A 15,792-nucleotide genomic window follows, 5' to 3' on the forward strand; every position below is an offset into this window, starting at 1 on the left:
TTGAAAAAAATGCGCAATCGTGAGAAAATGCAGCATGGAACAAGCATTCCCCCTTGTTGCGATGGAGCATTTTGGCTTATTTTACGCTTCGGACCTTGACAATGCGGCAAGTTTTTCTAATCATTGAGTCCGACAAGCGTTGTATACGGGGGGAAGCATACGGTACAATACCGATTATCGGCGTTTTCACGGTAGCAAACCTGTTTTGTCGTAAAAATCGTCGCAGTCGTATGTAGAGGGGAGAGCGCGATTGAAGGAAACGGACACACTTCAAGAAATGACATATACGGAAGAAGATATTCAGGTCCTCGAAGGACTGATTGCTGTACGCAAGCGGCCCGGCATGTACATAGGATCGACAGGAAGCCGGGGATTGCATCACCTGTTGTGGGAAATCGTCGACAACGCCAAGGACGAGGTGCTGGCAGGCCATAACGACCGCATCATCGTCACGTTGCATGACGACGGCAGTGTGAGCGTGGAAGACCACGGGCGGGGAATCCCGACGGGCATGCACAGTACCGGTCGACCAGTGCCGGAAGTGATTTTTACAACGCTTCATGCGGGAGGAAAATTTGGCGGCGGTGGATATAAAAAAAGCGGTGGATTGCACGGGGTAGGCTCGAGCGTAGTGGTCGCCCTGTCCAAATGGCTGGAAGTGGAGATTCATCGCGAGGGCAAAATCCACAGGCAGCGGTTCGCATACGTGGTCGATGAGAAAGGTGTCGAGCATGTAGGCAAACCTGTCACCGAGCTGGAAGTCGTCGGCACGACCAAACGCACAGGGACGACGGTCCGCTTTCTCCCGGATGAAGCGGTATTTGGAAACGCCCGTTTTGACTACGAAACGATTCGCGAGCGTTTCCGCGAAACCGCTTTTTTGCTCAAGAAACTGCGGATGGTGCTGATCGACGAGCGCACGGCGGAAAAAAAGAAAGAAGAATTTTACTTTGAAGACGGCTTGAAATCGTACGTGGAGTACCTGAACGAAGGCAAGCAAACCTTGCACCCGATCGTCTACTTTGAAGGGGAAAAAGACAACGTCTACGTCGAGCTGGCTTTTCAATACAACGACGGGTATGCCGAGACGCTCGTCTCCTACGTCAACTCGATTGTCACCGCGGACGGAGGGACGCATGTCACCGGCTTCCGCAACGGGACGACCCGCATTTTCAACGAATTCGCACGCAAAAAAGGCTACATCAAGGAAAAAGACCCCAACCTGTCCGGGAACGATCTGCGGGAAGGCTTCCTCGGCGTGTTGTCGCTGCAAATGGCCGATGTCCAGTTCGAGTCGCAGACGAAAGACAAGCTGGGCAATGAAGAAGCGCGTACGATCGTCGAGCAGATTATCTCGGAGAAGCTCGGTTTTTTCCTGGAGGAGAATCCGGAGATCGGCAAGCTGTTGATCGACAAGGCAATCCGTTCGGCGGAAATTCGCGAGGAACTGCGCAAGCAACGCGAAGCATTGCGCGGCGACAAAAAAGGCAAGTCAGCGAAAAAGCGCAAGTCGATCTCGGAGAAGTTCACGCCGCCTCAGTACCGCGATCCAAAACGAAACGAGCTGTTCCTGGTCGAGGGCGACTCTGCCGGCGGTTCCGCGAAGCAGGCTCGCAACTCCGAGTTCCAGGCGCTGTTCAGCCTCAAGGGAAAACCGCTGAACACCGAGAAGGCAAAGCTCTCCGAGGTACTGGCCAACGAAGAGTTTCGCACCATTCTGGAAGTGCTGGAGACGGACATTGGCGAAGACTTTTCCATTGAAAACTGCGCGTTTGACAAAGTCATTATCATGTCTGACGCCGATGTGGACGGCTCGCATATCCAGACGCTGCTGCTCACCTTTTTCTTCCGCTACATGCGCCCGATGATCGCTGCCGGGCATCTGTACATCGCCCAGCCTCCTCTGTACCAGGTGAAAAAAGAGGGCAAGTCCAAGAAGCCGGAAATCATCTACTGCTGGAACGATTACGAGCTGGAGCAGGCGGTCAAGCAGCTCGGCCGCGGCGTGGAAGTGCAGCGCTACAAAGGATTGGGCGAGATGAATCCGGACCAGCTCTGGGAGACGACGATGAACCCGGAGACGCGCAAGCTGATCAAAGTGCAGATCGAAGACCTGGCCCAGTCGGAAAAGCTGGTCACCGTCCTGATGGGCGACAAAGTTCCGCCACGTCGAGAGTGGATTGAAAGCCACGTCACCTTTGAAGTGGGGGAGGATGAATAAGCATGCTGTCCAATCAAATCATCGAACAAAGTTTCGCCGAGCTTATGGGCAAGCGCTTCAGCGACTACGCCAACCTCGTCATCCTGTCGCGCGCCATTCCTGACGCCCGGGACGGACTGAAACCGGTGCAGCGCAGGATTTTGTACGCAATGTACCAGGAAGGCAACACGCATGAGAAGCCGTACCGCAAATCTGCGAAAACGGTAGGATATGTCATGGGTACATACCACCCTCACGGCGACACGGCCATTTACGAAACGATGGTCCGCATGGCGCAGTGGTGGAAGATGGGGCAGGTGCTGATCCAGGGGCACGGCAACTTCGGGAGCCTGGACGCCGATCCCCCGGCGGCGATGCGCTATACGGAGTCGCGTCTGTCGGCCCTGGCCAGCGAGATGCTGCGCGATATTGAAAAAGATACGGTCACGTTCATTCCCAACTACGACAACTCGGCCCAGCAGCCGGCTGTACTGCCGTCGCGTTTTCCCAACCTGCTCGTAAACGGCGCGTCGGGGATCGCGGTCGGTTTTGCGACGGACATACCGACGCACAATCTGGGAGAAGTCATCGACGCGGCAATCGCGCAGATGAAAGACCCGCAGATCAGCCTGGATGAACTGATGCAGTACGTAAAAGGGCCTGACTTCCCGACCGGCGGGATTGTGCAGGGGGTATCCGGCATCCGCAAAGCGTTTGATACGGGGCGCGGACAGCTCATCATCCGCGCGAGAACGCATGTGGAGGAGCCAAAAGGCAGCAAGGTCAAAAAGATCGTCATCTCCGAGCTTCCGTACGAAGTAGTCAAATCGAAGCTGGTCGGACAAATCGACGAGCTGGTGATGGAGCGCAAGATCGAGGGAGCGATCGCTGTCCGCGATGAGACCGGACGCAAGGAAGCCGACATGAAGCAGGTGCGCATCGTCATCGACATCCGCAAAGAGGCGGACGAGCAGGCGATTCTCAACTACCTGTACAAAAACACCGACCTGCAAATTTACTACAACTACAACATGAACGTGATCCACGAGGGAACGATCCGGCAGATGGGCTTAAAGCAGCTGCTCGGCGCCTACATCGAGCACCAGAAAGAAGTGGTGACCCGCCGTTCCCAATTCGATCTGGACAAAAAAGTCAATCGCGAACATGTGGTTGAAGGCTTGATCCGGGCGAAATCGATTCTCCGCCAGATCGTCGACACGATCATGGACTCGGAGGACCGTGCCGACGCCAAGCGCAACATCATGGAGGCGTACGGATTTACCGAGCTGCAGGCAGATGCGATTCTGAACATCCAGCTCGCTTCCCTGACCCGCCTTGACATCGTCAAGCTGGAAAAAGAACGGGCTGCTTTGGAAAAGGAGATCGCTGAATTGCGGGAGATTTTGGGCAGCGAAAAACGGCTGATCCAGGTAATTACGCAGGAGCTTCGCGAGATCAAGAAAAAGTATGCGGGAGAGCGTCGCACCGAAATTCAGGGCGAGATCGAGGAGATCAAGGTCGATCTGGCGATGCAGATCAACGCCGAGGATTGCATTGTGACGCTCACCAATGAAGGCTACGCCAAACGGACCAGCCCGCGTTCGTTCAAGTCGATGGGCGGAACGATTGAGACGTGCGGCGTAAAAGAGGGAGACCGGGTGCGCCACTTCGTCGAGACGAACACTTCGCATACGGCTCTGTTCTTCACCCAGGATGGCAAGTATTTCGCTACTCTGGTGAATTCGCTGCCGGACGACAAGTGGAAGGACATCGGATCTGCGCTGGTCAACGTGATTCCGCTGGAGAAGCAACAGCGCATCGTCGGCTTTGCCGTCGTGGAAGACTTCAAGCGTCCGCTGTTCGTCTACCATGTCAGCAGCCGCGGCATGATCAAGAAAACGCCTCTGGCCGAATACGAAACCAATCGCTCCAGCGCCCTGGTGGCAGCCAAACTGAAATCCGCCGACGACGAATTTGTCAGTGTGTTTGTCGCTGATGAGGCAGGTGATTTCCTCGTCGCTACGCGCGACGGCATGGGCATTCGTTTTCCGCGCGTGGAGGTTGGCGCGACGGGGCGGGCTTCCAGCGGTGTGAAGGCGATTGCGCTCGGTGCCGGGGATCAGGTCGTCTCTTTGCTGCCAGTCGAGCCGGACGATCAGCGTGCCTTTAGCCTGGTGACCCGGGAGGGCATCGTCAAGCGTACGCGCATTGCCGACATTCCGCTGCAAGGGCGGGCGGGAAAAGGCGTGCAATTGATCCGCAAACGCAAGACCCACCCGCATCAACTGCTGGCGATCAACATCAGCAATACGATGTACGCCTTGACCGAGCAAAACGAATGGCAACTCATCCCGAGCGAGCAGGTAATCATCAACGAGCAGGGTGGTATCGGGCGCTCGCTGGTTGAGGGCGGGATCAAAGACCTCGTCTTTGAAGCGGTCCTGCCAACGGAGGAATCCCCGGCTGATGCAGCAGGGAAAAGCCCTGCGGGGGCATCGCCACAACATGCATCTGGGGATCAGATCAGCTTGTTCCCTGACGACCCAGGCAAGGAAAAGGATTGATCGCACATGGCGAATATATTTGAAGCATTTACTTCTGCGTTAAACTGGCAGCAGGTTTCCCTCCTGCTCGATACCGTCACGTACTTTGAGGATGCGCCCAAGCTGCTGTCGATTCCAGCCGAGCAGGGCGAGACGGTCGCGGTTCCGCTCATTGCCGACACACTGCGCAGCATGCTCAGCGAGTTGGACGAGCAGGATGCCTTTGCCCGCAGACCGTTTCACCTGAGCTGGGAAGCAGGGCAGGACGAACAGACCGGAACGCTCGTAGTAGGGCTTCCGTCCGGCGCCACCGTGCGCCAGGCGACAGACCTCACTCAATTTTCGGCTGTCTAGTCCGGGCTCGTCCGGTTTTTGTCCACATTCTGGATAAATCAGGAAGGATATGCGCACACTATGGCGGGAGGTGTGACCGCTGTGGAACGCACAACGAGCATCAATGGGCAGGAATACCAGTTTACCGCCACGTACGATGGTGATGCACAATACCATGTAGAGGTGCGAAGCGATGATCAAGTCGTTTCGACCTTTACGATGGCCGCCGAGTCGGAGAACGAGCTGTTTGAGGCGGCAGTAGCCCATTTTACAGCCGACGTGGAGCTGGGCAATATCAAGCAATAGCAGATGTACGCAGTCCCGTACGGAAACGGGGCTGCGTTTTTCTTTGCAGGAAGTGTGAATACCGCTTTTCATCTGTACGTGATCTATGATACAACAGGTAGGAAAACGTGGAACGAAAAGGAGTACCCAAATGAGTCTGCACCAGGAACGGAACTTGCAAAACATGATCGAGCGCTGGCGCAAACAACCGCCGCAACCGGGAGAGCTGTCAGAGGAAGCATGCATCTCTTTTTTGAAAGAAATCGAACAGCTCAGGGGCGAACAGGCAGACGCTACGTACGATTGGGCAGAAGCAATCTTATTGACGAGCCTGTCAGCCTTTCGTATGGACAAACCGGGCGGACACAAGCTGGTGGAGGAATGGCTGGAGCGTGCCGTTCAGCTCGCACCCGAGTACGAGCCTGCGCTGCAGCTTCGACTTCGTCTGGCGGTGTCTCAGCTTCGCCAGCATGCGTTTCCGACGACGTTCCCGGTCGTTCGCGAGACGGACAACGTCGTGACCCGCAGGCGAAGTGTCGAGACGCTTTCCGGACTTGTTGACGAAGAGCTGGCTGTACTCCCGCAGTGGTCTGCCCGTGCTGCTCAGGCGGCGGCATTGGCGCGCAAGTTGGAGCAGCACGAGATCGCCGAAGGCGCAGAAGGGCTGGTTCAGCTGTACGGGGAGCGGACTGCTTTGCTCGCGCAAGTGCGGGAGCAGGTACAGGCGTATGCCGCCTCGCTGTCAGGCGTCTTTTATTCAGCCGAATCGCTGGGCCAGTTGCAAGCAGCGCTTCGGGAGCTGGAAAAGCAGCGGGAGCAAAAAGAGGCATGGCTTGCCCAGATGGAACTGCCACATGCGCAGCAAGCCAGCGAGACAAGTGAAGAATCGGCTCTGGAGGGGCTGGAAAAGCTGATCGGCCTAAATGAGATGAAGCAGCGTGTCCGCCAGCTTGCGAGCTTTTTGCAATACAGACAGAAGCGTGAGGAAAAAGGCTGGCACATGCAGGACGAGCTGCCGCTCCACCTCGTACTGATGGGCAATCCGGGGACAGGAAAAACGACGCTGGCGCGTTTGATTGCCCGGCTGTACAAGGAGCTGGGACTGCTCTCCACGGGGCAGTTGGTGGAGGTAGATCGTTCACATCTGGTCGGCGCTTACGTCGGACAGACGGAGCAGCGTGTCATGGAAGCTGTCAAACGGGCGGAGGGCGGTGTGCTGTTTATCGATGAGGCGTACAGCCTGAAACGTCCCGACAGCTCGGGCAGCGATTACGGGCAAGTGGCGGTTGACACGCTGGTAGCGGCGATGACCGGGGGAGAGTACGCAGGACGCTTTGTTGTCATGCTGGCCGGGTATCCCGAGGAGATGCGGCAATTTCTCGATGCCAATCCGGGCCTGCGCAGCCGCTTTCCGGAGACGGGCCATTTCGTCCTGCCGGATTATACGATCGACGAGCTGATGCAGATCGCGGCTGAGGTAGCGAGCCGCAACGACTTTCTGCTGACAGAAGAAGCGAAAAACCAACTGCGCCAGCGATTGGAAAAAGCGCGCGTAGACCAGACGTTCGGCAACGCGCGAACGGCGACCAATCTCGTACTGGATGCGATTTTTGCAAAAGGACGCAATTTGTCAAAAGACGATTTGCAGTGGGATGATTACACCGTCTTGTATCCGCAGGATGTGAGTGAGGCGCCAGAGGAGAAGGATCAACCGGCGGCCGAGAGCCGCTTGCAGCAGTTGATCGGGCTTGCTAGCGTGAAGGCGGAAATCGGCAAAATCGCGGCATTCGTCACGGTGCAAAAGGAGCGTGCGGCGCGCGGATTGCCGATGAGTCCGGTGGAGCTGCACGCCGTCTTTACGGGAAATCCCGGTACGGGCAAGACGACTGTGGCTGCGCTGTACGCACAAATTTTGCAAGAGATCGGCTATTTGAAACGCGGGCATCTGGTCACCGCGAGCCGCGCCGATCTGGTCGCCGGTTACGTCGGGCAGACGGCGGCGCTCACGCGGCGGAAGATACGGGAGGCGCTGGGCGGCGTTCTGTTCATCGACGAGGCGTATGCGCTGTTTGGCGCAAGCGGTCAGGACTTCGGGCAGGAGGCTGTGCATACGTTGGTCGAGGAGATGACGCGTCACGGCGAAAATCTCGTCGTCGTTCTGGCAGGCTACCCGGAAGAAATGAACATGCTGTTGATGAGCAATCCCGGTTTGCTGTCCCGTTTTAAAAAGTACATTCACTTCCCCGACTACAGTGTTGCCGAGCTGGTCGAGATTTTGCGGCAAGCGGCACAGGCAGCCGGCTACCGGATCGCAGACGATACGCTTCAGCGCATAACCGGGCGGCTTCAGGAGCTGGCCGGCGACAAGGGGCTGCACGGCAACGGGCGTTTCAGCGTCAACTTGTTGCAGGAAACGATCCAAAACCAGGCGCTTCGCCTGACCGCTCAGCCGCGTGAACAGTGGAGCGAGGAAGCGCTCGGGGAGCTTTCCTGGGAAGATTTTCGCGCTTCCCTACAAGACTAGATGACACTAGCCGTTGGCTGGCTGCTCCCCGTCGCCGCGATTTACCCAGCCCAACGCCCGCAAGGCAATTTCCAGGCAAAGGCGGCGGTGTGGCGTGTGGAAGTCGTCTCCGATACAGGAAGCGATTTTTTCCAAACGGTGGTATAGCGTCTGGCGGTGGATAAACAGCTTTTCGGCTGTCTCCTGCTTGGACATGCCCGTATCCAGGTAGACGCGCAGCGTGTGTACGAGCGCAGAATCATGCTGCTCGTCATGGCGGAGCAAGGGACCCAGATAATCGTGGATAAATTGCTTGAGCACCGGCTCCTGCGGGACGTGAAAGAGCAGGCGGAAAAGGCCGAGGTCAGCAAAATACGGACTGGGCGATTCGTGGCAAAAGGCCAATGCCTGCTCGGCCTCTGCCAGATGCTTGGAAGCGTCAGCGAGCCTTTTTCCCGCTCGGCTGACGCCAAAGCGTATAGTCGTCGCGCTGCCCATCGCCTGCTGGAAGATTCGCTTCATTTCGCCCATCGCCCGGTCCAAAACCCGGCGCTGATCTGCCAGAGGCTGTTTTTCTGCTGCCAAGAGGTAAAAGCGGTTGCCGATGCAGCGGATGTAGGGGCGAAAACCAAGTCGCGTAAACAGCGAACGAAATACCGCAGTCAAATCGTGAGGGGCCGGCAGATCGGCCTCTTTTTCGTGTGCAAACGACGCGATCAGCATGTGGTAGACGGGCGCGTGTCCGCTCTCGGACAGCCCGAGCAGCGAGCGCATCTGCTCTTCGGCAAGCGGGCGATTGGCGATCAGTTCGTCAAACAGCCGGTTTTCCGCTGCCCGCGTCTGTTCGTCCACGAACATTTTGCGCATGAGCATTTGCGCCAGAACATTGACCGTGTTGTCCAGAGTAAGCAAAAGAAATTCATCCGGCTCCCGTTCGTACAGCACCATGCCGACATGGGCGAGCAAATGGCCCATCGCGATTACAGGCTGGTAGACGAGCTGTTTGGTTTCGCTGAGCACAAGCGATTGTGCGCTGGCAGCGGTATGTTCCTCCCCCGCAAGCTGCTCGCGGATCAGTAGAGAGAGCTCACCCTGGACGGCTTGTGGAAGAGGCGGGATGAACTGCGTCCCTGTCTCCGGCGTGTATAGAAACACCTGGGTCTGCACTGCAGATTGAAAAAATTGCAGCAGCTTGCCCGTGCCTTGCGAGCGCAGGCTGAGCTGTTGCAGCCCCCGCGAGTAGGATTCCAGATTGCGCAAGACCTGCAACTGCTGGTTGATCAGATGTTCATGCAGATCGAGCGTAATATCGACAAAGCGCACAGGCTCGTCAAAAACAATCAAGGGAAACTGGTGATGGTCTGCCATCTCCAGCATATCCTGCGGAATTTGCGGGATGTAGGAGCCGAGCTCCACGCACAGCCCGGCTGCCTGTCTGTGAATCAGCTCGGCGAGGTAGGCCAGCCGCGTCTGTCGCGCTTCACCGAAGCCCATGCCGGTGGAGAGGATCAGTTCGCCGCCGTTTAAAAACTTGCCGGTTTCCGCGGATTCCAGGATGTGCACCCAGCGGATGGAGCGGGCCAAGCCTTTGCTGCCCGCCACTGCCCGGGCATGCTGAAAGGAAGGGCGTCGGAGCGCATCGGCAACGGTAAGGCGCCAGTCATTGCTCATCGTAAACCTCCTTCACGGGATTGGAAGTCAGAAAAATTTGTAAATAGACAGGATGTAAGAGGAATGATAGTCAATGCTTGTCGTTTTGTCTAGTGATTACTGACAGAAGATTCCGATAGAATAGCAGTATCACGATCTTCCAGGCAAGGAGTTGAAGGAAATGAGTAAAGCAGTGATTACTGACCAGATGCAGAATTTCATCGGCGGTCAGTGGGTGGATGCCGACGCGTCCCGCTACGAGGATGTGCCCAATCCCGCGACAGGAGAGCTGTTGGCCCGAGTGCCGCTGTCCAGCAAAGAGGATGTGGACAAGGCTGTACAGGCGGCCAAAGCGGCGTTTCCGTCCTGGAGCGCGACGCCTGTCGTCGACCGCGCGCGCATCATGTTTCGTTTCCAGGCATTGCTTTTGCAGCATCAGGACGAACTGGCACAGATGATTACGATGGAAAACGGCAAAAATTTGCCGGAGGCGCAGGCAGAGCTGTTGCGCGGCATCGAGATGGTCGAATTCGCCTGCGGCATGCCGACGCTTTTGATGGGCGAGGCGCTGCCCAACATCGCTGCGAACATCGACTGCAATGTCATTCGTTTCCCGCTCGGAGTCGTCGGCGGAATCGTACCGTTCAACTTCCCGCTGATGGTCCCGATGTGGATGTACCCGATCGCGATTACGGCCGGAAATACATTTGTACTCAAACCGTCGGAGCGCACGCCGATCTCTTCGATTCGCATCGCTGAGCTGCTGAAGGAGGCAGGCTTGCCGGACGGTGTGTTCAACGTCGTAAACGGCGCCCATGACGTGGTCAACGGCCTGTTGGAGCACCCTGACGTAAAGGCGATCTCCTTCGTCGGCTCGCAGCCGGTAGCCGAGTATGTATACAAGACCGCTGCCGCTCATGGCAAGCGCGTGCAGGCTTTGGCAGGGGCCAAAAACCACCATCTCGTCATGCCCGATACCGACTTGCGCAGAGCGGCCAAAACAATCGTCAGCTCGGCGTTCGGCTGTGCCGGTGAGCGCTGCATGGCAGCAAGCGCGGTCGTAGCCGTGGAGGAGATCGCCGACGAGCTAGTGCAGTACCTGATCGAAGAATCGAACCAGTTGGTGATGGGCAATGGCCTGGAGCAAGGGGTAGACTTGGGTCCGGTAATTCGTGACTCGCACTTGTCCAAGGTGCATGGCTACATCGAAAAAGGCGTAGAGGGCGGGGCCCAGCTCGTGCGCGATGGACGCGAGGACGCAAAGGAAAAGCAGGCAGGCTACTTCCTCGGACCGACCATTTTTGACAAGGCTGATGCCGAAATGGTGATCGTGCGCGACGAGATTTTTGCTCCGGTACTCAGCGTCATGCGCGTCAAAAACTTCGATGAGGGATTGGAGACGATCAGCCGCTCCCGCTACGGCAACGGGGCGACGATCTACACCAACAACGGCAAGTGGGGACGTGAATTCGTGCAGCGTGTGGAAGCGGGCATGGTCGGTGTCAATGTCGGCGTGCCGGCACCGATGGGCTTCTTCCCGTTCTCCGGCTGGAAGCAGTCGTTCTACGGCGATCTCCACGCCAACGGCAAGGACGGCGTCGAGTTCTACACGAAGAAAAAGACCGTCACGTCCCGCTGGTTTGATGACGGCGACACGAGCATCGGTTCGCAAAAAGTATTTGTGAAATAAGGGGGAGAGCACATATGGGACAGGACCAATTGGAACTGCCGCTGGATAAGGATCGTCTGCTGGAAGCGGATCGGGAGCATTTGTGGCATCACATCTCGCCGTACAATCCCAATCCGATGATCGTCACCGAAGCGAGCGGCTCCTGGATTACCGACATCGACGGCAACCGCTATCTGGACGGGATGGCCGGCTTGTGGTGCGTCAACATCGGCTACGGACGCCAGGAACTCGCGGACGCTGCCTATGAGCAACTGAAGCAGCTGGCCTACTTTCCCCTGACGCAAAGCCATGTTCCGGCGATCCGGCTGGCAGAGAAGGTCAGCGAGTGGCTCGGTGAGGAGTACCGCGTCTTTTTCTCCAACAGCGGATCGGAAGCAAACGAGGTGGCGTTTAAAATTGCACGGCAGTATCACCATCAAAACGGTGAGCCGGGACGCTACAAATTCATCTCCCGCCACCGTGCCTACCACGGCAATACGATGGGCTCGCTGGCGGCTACCGGCCAGGCGATTCGCAAGGAAAAATACGAACCGTTGGCACCAGGCTTCCTGCACGTACCGCCGCCGTACTGCTACCGTTGTCCGGCAGGCAAGTCGTACGGCGCGTGCAATCTCGAGTGTGCGCAATTTTTCGACCAGGTCATCAACTGGGAAGGCGAAAAAACAGTTGCGGCGGTCATTATGGAACCGACGATTACCGGTGGCGGCGTCATCGTACCTTCGCCGGAGTATATGCCCAAGGTGCGGGAAATTTGCGACAAGTACGGCGTCCTGATGATCGTCGACGAGGTCATCTGCGGATTCGGCCGCTCCGGAAAACGCTTCGGCCATCAAAATTTCGGCGTGAAGCCGGACATCGTCACGATGGCCAAGGGGATCACCAGCGCCTATCTGCCGCTGTCGGCGACTGCTGTTCGCGCCGAGATTGCCGACCGTTTCAACGAGCAGGGGGTAAACCAGCACTTCCGTCACGTCAACACCTTCGGAGGCAATCCCGCCGCCTGTGCATTGGCATTGAAGAACCTGGAGCTGATGGAGGAAGAGCAGCTCGTCGAACGCGCCGAACAGTTGGGGGCAGAGCTTCGTGCCAAGCTGGCGTTTCTCGCCGATCACCCCAACGTCGGGGATATGCGCAGCTTTGGCTTTATGATGGGCATCGAAATGGTAGAAGACCGCAAGACCAAGGTACCGGCTGCACCGGACAAAGTGACGCAGGTGATCGCGGAGTGCAAAAAGCGCCGTCTGATCATCGGCCGCAACGGCGATACGGTCCCCAGCTTCAACAACGTCTTGACGCTCTCGCCGCCGTTTTCCACCACCAGCGACGACATCGACTTTATCGCGCAGGTGATGAAAGAAGCGTTTGATACTCTGCTGTAACAGATGCTGGCAACAATAACAGCACAGCCGATGCGATGGGAGTCGCGTTGGCTGTGCTGTTTGCTTTGTCCCGCTGTATGTGTAGCGATTGTAAAAGTCATCAACACACTGCGATTCATTGCTGAAATGAGAGACAAAACCGTTATAATTGATCTTGTGCGTAAACAAAAACCAAACCGTAACCTAGATCGCAGGAGGGTGCCATGAAACGTATCTGTGTATTTGCGGGTTCCAACCCAGGTGTCAATCAAGCCTATGGAGAGGCCGCGACCAGGCTCGGCGATGAACTCGTCGCACGCGATCTGGAACTCGTCTACGGCGGCTCCAACATGGGGCTGATGGGGAGAGTAGCCAACGCAGTACTGGGCGGGGGTGGCAAAGCTATCGGCGTCATGCCGACAGGGTTGTTTCGCCGGGAAATTGTCCACACGCAGCTGACCGAGTTTTACGAAGTGCAGACAATGCATGAGCGCAAGGCCAAAATGGGGGACCTCGCTGACGGCTTCATCGCCTTGCCGGGCGGATACGGAACCTTTGAGGAAATTTTTGAAGTGGTCAGTTGGGGGCAGATCGGCATCCATGACAAACCGGTCGGATTGCTCAATGTAGACGGCTTTTACGACCCGCTGCGCACGATGGTGCAGCACGCGATCGATGCCGGTTTTATTCACGGCACCCCGGGTGACCTGCTGATTTGTGAAAGCGATCCGGCACGCCTGTTGGACAGAATGTGCGAGTACACGCCGCCTGCGAGGGTGAACAAGTGGACGGAACTGTCCGAATGAAAGCAGGAAAGCAGTTCTCCGGTTGCGGGGAACTGCTTTTGATCAAATTGCCAGAATTACCCTTGACAGAAACGAATGACAAATGGTAGCCTTGGTGAATATAATTCCAAGTAATCATATTGGAATAAATAAAGGTGCTTTGTTACCAAGTAACGGAGGGTAATTCACATGAAAAGACACAATCGTCTGGTTCAATTCGGGACAGCAGCAGCATTGGCGGCCGTTCTCTCTTTCCCGCAGGCAGTCTTGGCTGCTGGCCAGCCAATCGCCGTGTCAGCGAGCACAACAGCAGCCCTGGCAGCAGATGAGTCGGCAGCGTACAGCAGTTTCCTCTCTCGCCACTACGGCATCGCGCTGTCCGGTACCGTCAACCGTGCGCAATTTGCTGCGGCACTGGAAAAGGTCGTCGCTCCGGTCAGAGGGATCACGGCGGAGCCAACACAGACGAGCTATTTGCCGCAAGCGCCGGCAGGGTCCACGAGCCTGACCGTGTGGGAAGCGGTCACAGCTGCAGTGAAAGCGGCCGAGCAGAAAGAACTGGCGTATACATACGATGAAGCGAAGGTCGCCGCAGCCTGGGCGAAAGCAGGCTGGACCTACAACGCAGGAGGAACGATTCCGTTTGACTCCGCACAAGAGCTCGCTGTCGCCATCGATCTGCAATTCGTTCCTGCGCTCCAGTTGGCGTCGCTGAAAGCAGATGGTTCCGTCTCGGCTGAGCTGGCGTACCAGTTGCTGGGCAAAGTGGCCGAGTTCCACGGACAAACCCAAAATTACCTGGGTACGATCTCTGAGGCAGGCATTTACGGCAAGCTGGTACAGGCGTGGAAAGAGTCGCAGTTGATCAAGGCGGGCGACCTGCAGCAGCTCGTCGACGAGGTGCTCAAGCAAGACCTGATCACCGGCTACAATTTGAAAGACGCCGCCTTCGACCCGCACTTTGACCCAGCGCGAACGATTACGTACGGACACAGCGATATTGTTCACGCCGTCCAGCTTATCGGTCTGTTGCAGAGCGAAGGGATCGAGGCAAAGGTACAGCTGGAGCCGAAAACATCAGCTTTTCTCTACCTGAAAGAGTGGGGAGAGCCGACCGAAACCGAGGATTACCAGGTGGTGCAGATTGAAAACGGCAATTACATCGCCTACTCCAAAGAGTACGATCTCAGCTTCGAATTCGCCTCGGCAGAAGAGAAGGAGCGCTTCCAGCCGCTCGTCCTGCAATACGCCAAAAAGAACGAAGAAGATGCGACCGGCTTGCTGAAAGGCTCCTGGTGGCAGCCGCTGTACTACTCGCTGACCGAGATCGCGGACTATCCGGTGATTACGAATAACTACGTGCAGGAAGGCCGTTATATCGTACAAACCTTCTCCTTGAACGAAGATTCTGCAGCAGTCGTGGAAGGCTTCAAGACATTGGATGCAACGCTGGATGTACAGACGTATCAATTCTGGGTGGATCAGCCGTTTTACAATTACTTGCTCGGTGATTTTAAATAAGGAAATAGAGGAAAACCCGCTGGTTCATTGGCCACCGGGTTTTCTTTTTTCCAATTCAGGGATATTCTGGGTTGACGATGGAGCGGGTTCGTTTTATAATTCCGAGTAAACAAATAAGAAATACTTAAAATGTAAGAAAAAAGGAGTTTGTCCGATGGCAAATGCGGCAGTGTTGGTGATTGCACACGGTTCCCCTGAAGCGGACTGGCTGGCGCTGGTAGAAGCATCTGTCCGCCAATGCCAGAGCAGATTGCCAGTACGGGTCGCTTATCTCGGCGGAGTGGAGGGGAGAAGCATCCCCGAAGAATGGCGTCGGCTGGAACAGGCAGGAGCGGAATATATCATCGTTGTCCCACTGTTTGTGACAGCAGGCAGCTCACATGTAGCAGAAATTCGCAGCTTGCTCGGACTGGACCCGCTCCAATCGACCGAATATTCTGTGATTGGAGGACGCGCCCGCGCCATCTGGTGTCCACCGCTGGAGGATCATCCGCTAGTGGAAACAATCGTCGAGCAGCGGATCAAGGATCTGTCCATTCGTCCCGCCGAGGAAGCGCTGCTGCTCGTCGGTCACGGCAACCAGAAGCCGGATGGGTGCGAGCAGTGGGAGCGGCTATTGGGGAGGTTGACGCTTCGACTGCACAACAAATTCCACTTCGCGGCAGCAGGCTACGCTGCGCTTCGTCCCGATACCGTGCACAAGCAAGCGTGTCTGCTGGCCGAGAGCGGGAAACTGCTCGTCGTTCCGCTCTTTGTCAGTCAGGGATACTTTACGCGCAAGGCGATCCCGCAGCGGCTGGAAGGTCTTTCGTACCGCTTCAGCGGTGAAGCCTATTTGCCCCATCCGCTGATTGCAGAATGGATTGGGCAATCGATTCAGAACGCCGCACGAAAGGAAATTTTGGCCATAAGGAGTGTGTGAGA

At 56.6% G+C, this 15,792-nt stretch carries 11 protein-coding genes; 10 read left to right on the forward strand and 1 reads right to left on the reverse strand.

The annotated features are described in order from the left end of the window. The first annotated feature begins 277 nt into the window (after nucleotides 1-277). The 5 genes from ACAF76_RS09500 to ACAF76_RS09520 all read left to right on the forward strand — a co-directional run bounded on the left by ACAF76_RS09500 (nucleotide 278) and on the right by ACAF76_RS09520 (nucleotide 7,885). Nucleotides 278-2,221, forward strand: coding sequence for a DNA gyrase/topoisomerase IV subunit B (locus ACAF76_RS09500; protein WP_421617902.1), 1,944 nt, complete (start codon nucleotides 278-280; stop codon nucleotides 2,219-2,221). Between the two features lie 2 nt (nucleotides 2,222-2,223). After that, nucleotides 2,224-4,764 carry a DNA topoisomerase IV subunit A gene (parC, locus tag ACAF76_RS09505; protein ID WP_421617689.1) on the forward strand — a complete coding sequence of 847 codons (2,541 nt, stop codon included), beginning with the start codon at nucleotides 2,224-2,226 and terminating at the stop codon, nucleotides 4,762-4,764. A 6-nt stretch (nucleotides 4,765-4,770) separates the two neighbouring features. Then, on the forward strand, nucleotides 4,771-5,097 hold the full coding sequence (locus ACAF76_RS09510) for a hypothetical protein (RefSeq protein ID WP_421617691.1): 327 nt from the start codon (nucleotides 4,771-4,773) through the stop codon (nucleotides 5,095-5,097). A gap of 81 nt (nucleotides 5,098-5,178) precedes the next feature. After that, nucleotides 5,179-5,382 (forward strand): hypothetical protein, encoded by a 204-nt coding sequence (locus tag ACAF76_RS09515; RefSeq protein ID WP_421617692.1) that lies wholly within the window; start codon nucleotides 5,179-5,181, stop codon nucleotides 5,380-5,382. 130 nt (nucleotides 5,383-5,512) lie between these two features. After that, nucleotides 5,513-7,885 carry an AAA family ATPase gene (locus tag ACAF76_RS09520; RefSeq protein WP_421617693.1) on the forward strand — a complete coding sequence of 791 codons (2,373 nt, stop codon included), beginning with the start codon at nucleotides 5,513-5,515 and terminating at the stop codon, nucleotides 7,883-7,885. A 6-nt stretch (nucleotides 7,886-7,891) separates the two neighbouring features. Here the strand turns inward: ACAF76_RS09520 and ACAF76_RS09525 are convergent, their stop codons facing one another. Next, nucleotides 7,892-9,535 carry a PucR family transcriptional regulator gene (locus ACAF76_RS09525; protein WP_421617694.1) on the reverse strand — a complete coding sequence of 548 codons (1,644 nt, stop codon included), beginning with the start codon at nucleotides 9,533-9,535 and terminating at the stop codon, nucleotides 7,892-7,894. A 160-nt stretch (nucleotides 9,536-9,695) separates the two neighbouring features. Between ACAF76_RS09525 and ACAF76_RS09530 the strand changes: the two genes are divergently transcribed. The 5 genes from ACAF76_RS09530 (at nucleotide 9,696) to ACAF76_RS09550 (ending at nucleotide 15,790) form a co-directional block, all read left to right on the forward strand. Then, nucleotides 9,696-11,204, forward strand: coding sequence for a CoA-acylating methylmalonate-semialdehyde dehydrogenase (locus tag ACAF76_RS09530; RefSeq protein ID WP_421617695.1), 1,509 nt, complete (start codon nucleotides 9,696-9,698; stop codon nucleotides 11,202-11,204). A gap of 14 nt (nucleotides 11,205-11,218) precedes the next feature. Continuing rightward, a complete protein-coding gene (locus tag ACAF76_RS09535; protein WP_421617696.1) occupies nucleotides 11,219-12,583 on the forward strand; it encodes an aspartate aminotransferase family protein in 1,365 nt (454 codons plus the stop codon). A 203-nt stretch (nucleotides 12,584-12,786) separates the two neighbouring features. Further along, complete coding sequence (locus ACAF76_RS09540) at nucleotides 12,787-13,368, forward strand: TIGR00730 family Rossman fold protein (RefSeq protein WP_421617697.1); 582 nt, start codon at nucleotides 12,787-12,789, stop codon at nucleotides 13,366-13,368. Nucleotides 13,369-13,536: 168 nt separating this feature from the next. Further along, nucleotides 13,537-14,868 (forward strand): hypothetical protein, encoded by a 1,332-nt coding sequence (locus ACAF76_RS09545; protein WP_421617698.1) that lies wholly within the window; start codon nucleotides 13,537-13,539, stop codon nucleotides 14,866-14,868. 154 nt (nucleotides 14,869-15,022) lie between these two features. Further along, complete coding sequence (locus ACAF76_RS09550) at nucleotides 15,023-15,790, forward strand: sirohydrochlorin chelatase (RefSeq protein WP_421617699.1); 768 nt, start codon at nucleotides 15,023-15,025, stop codon at nucleotides 15,788-15,790. Nucleotides 15,791-15,792 lie beyond the last annotated feature (2 nt).

It is taken from the genome of Brevibacillus sp. TJ4, assembly GCF_044627595.2.
In the GTDB taxonomy this organism is placed as follows: domain Bacteria; phylum Bacillota; class Bacilli; order Brevibacillales; family Brevibacillaceae; genus Brevibacillus.

Coding starts and splice junctions, on each gene's coding strand:
- ACAF76_RS09500 (WP_421617902.1), top strand. CDS start 278: ATGACATATACGGAAGAAGATATTCAGGTCCTCGAAGGACTGATTGCT.
- ACAF76_RS09550 (WP_421617699.1), top strand. CDS start 15,023: ATGGCAAATGCGGCAGTGTTGGTGATTGCACACGGTTCCCCTGAAGCG.
- ACAF76_RS09520 (WP_421617693.1), top strand. CDS start 5,513: ATGAGTCTGCACCAGGAACGGAACTTGCAAAACATGATCGAGCGCTGG.
- ACAF76_RS09530 (WP_421617695.1), top strand. CDS start 9,696: ATGAGTAAAGCAGTGATTACTGACCAGATGCAGAATTTCATCGGCGGT.
- ACAF76_RS09510 (WP_421617691.1), top strand. CDS start 4,771: ATGGCGAATATATTTGAAGCATTTACTTCTGCGTTAAACTGGCAGCAG.
- ACAF76_RS09525 (WP_421617694.1), bottom strand. CDS start 9,535: ATGAGCAATGACTGGCGCCTTACCGTTGCCGATGCGCTCCGACGCCCT.
- ACAF76_RS09535 (WP_421617696.1), top strand. CDS start 11,219: ATGGGACAGGACCAATTGGAACTGCCGCTGGATAAGGATCGTCTGCTG.
- ACAF76_RS09540 (WP_421617697.1), top strand. CDS start 12,787: ATGAAACGTATCTGTGTATTTGCGGGTTCCAACCCAGGTGTCAATCAA.
- ACAF76_RS09545 (WP_421617698.1), top strand. CDS start 13,537: ATGAAAAGACACAATCGTCTGGTTCAATTCGGGACAGCAGCAGCATTG.
- parC (WP_421617689.1), top strand. CDS start 2,224: ATGCTGTCCAATCAAATCATCGAACAAAGTTTCGCCGAGCTTATGGGC.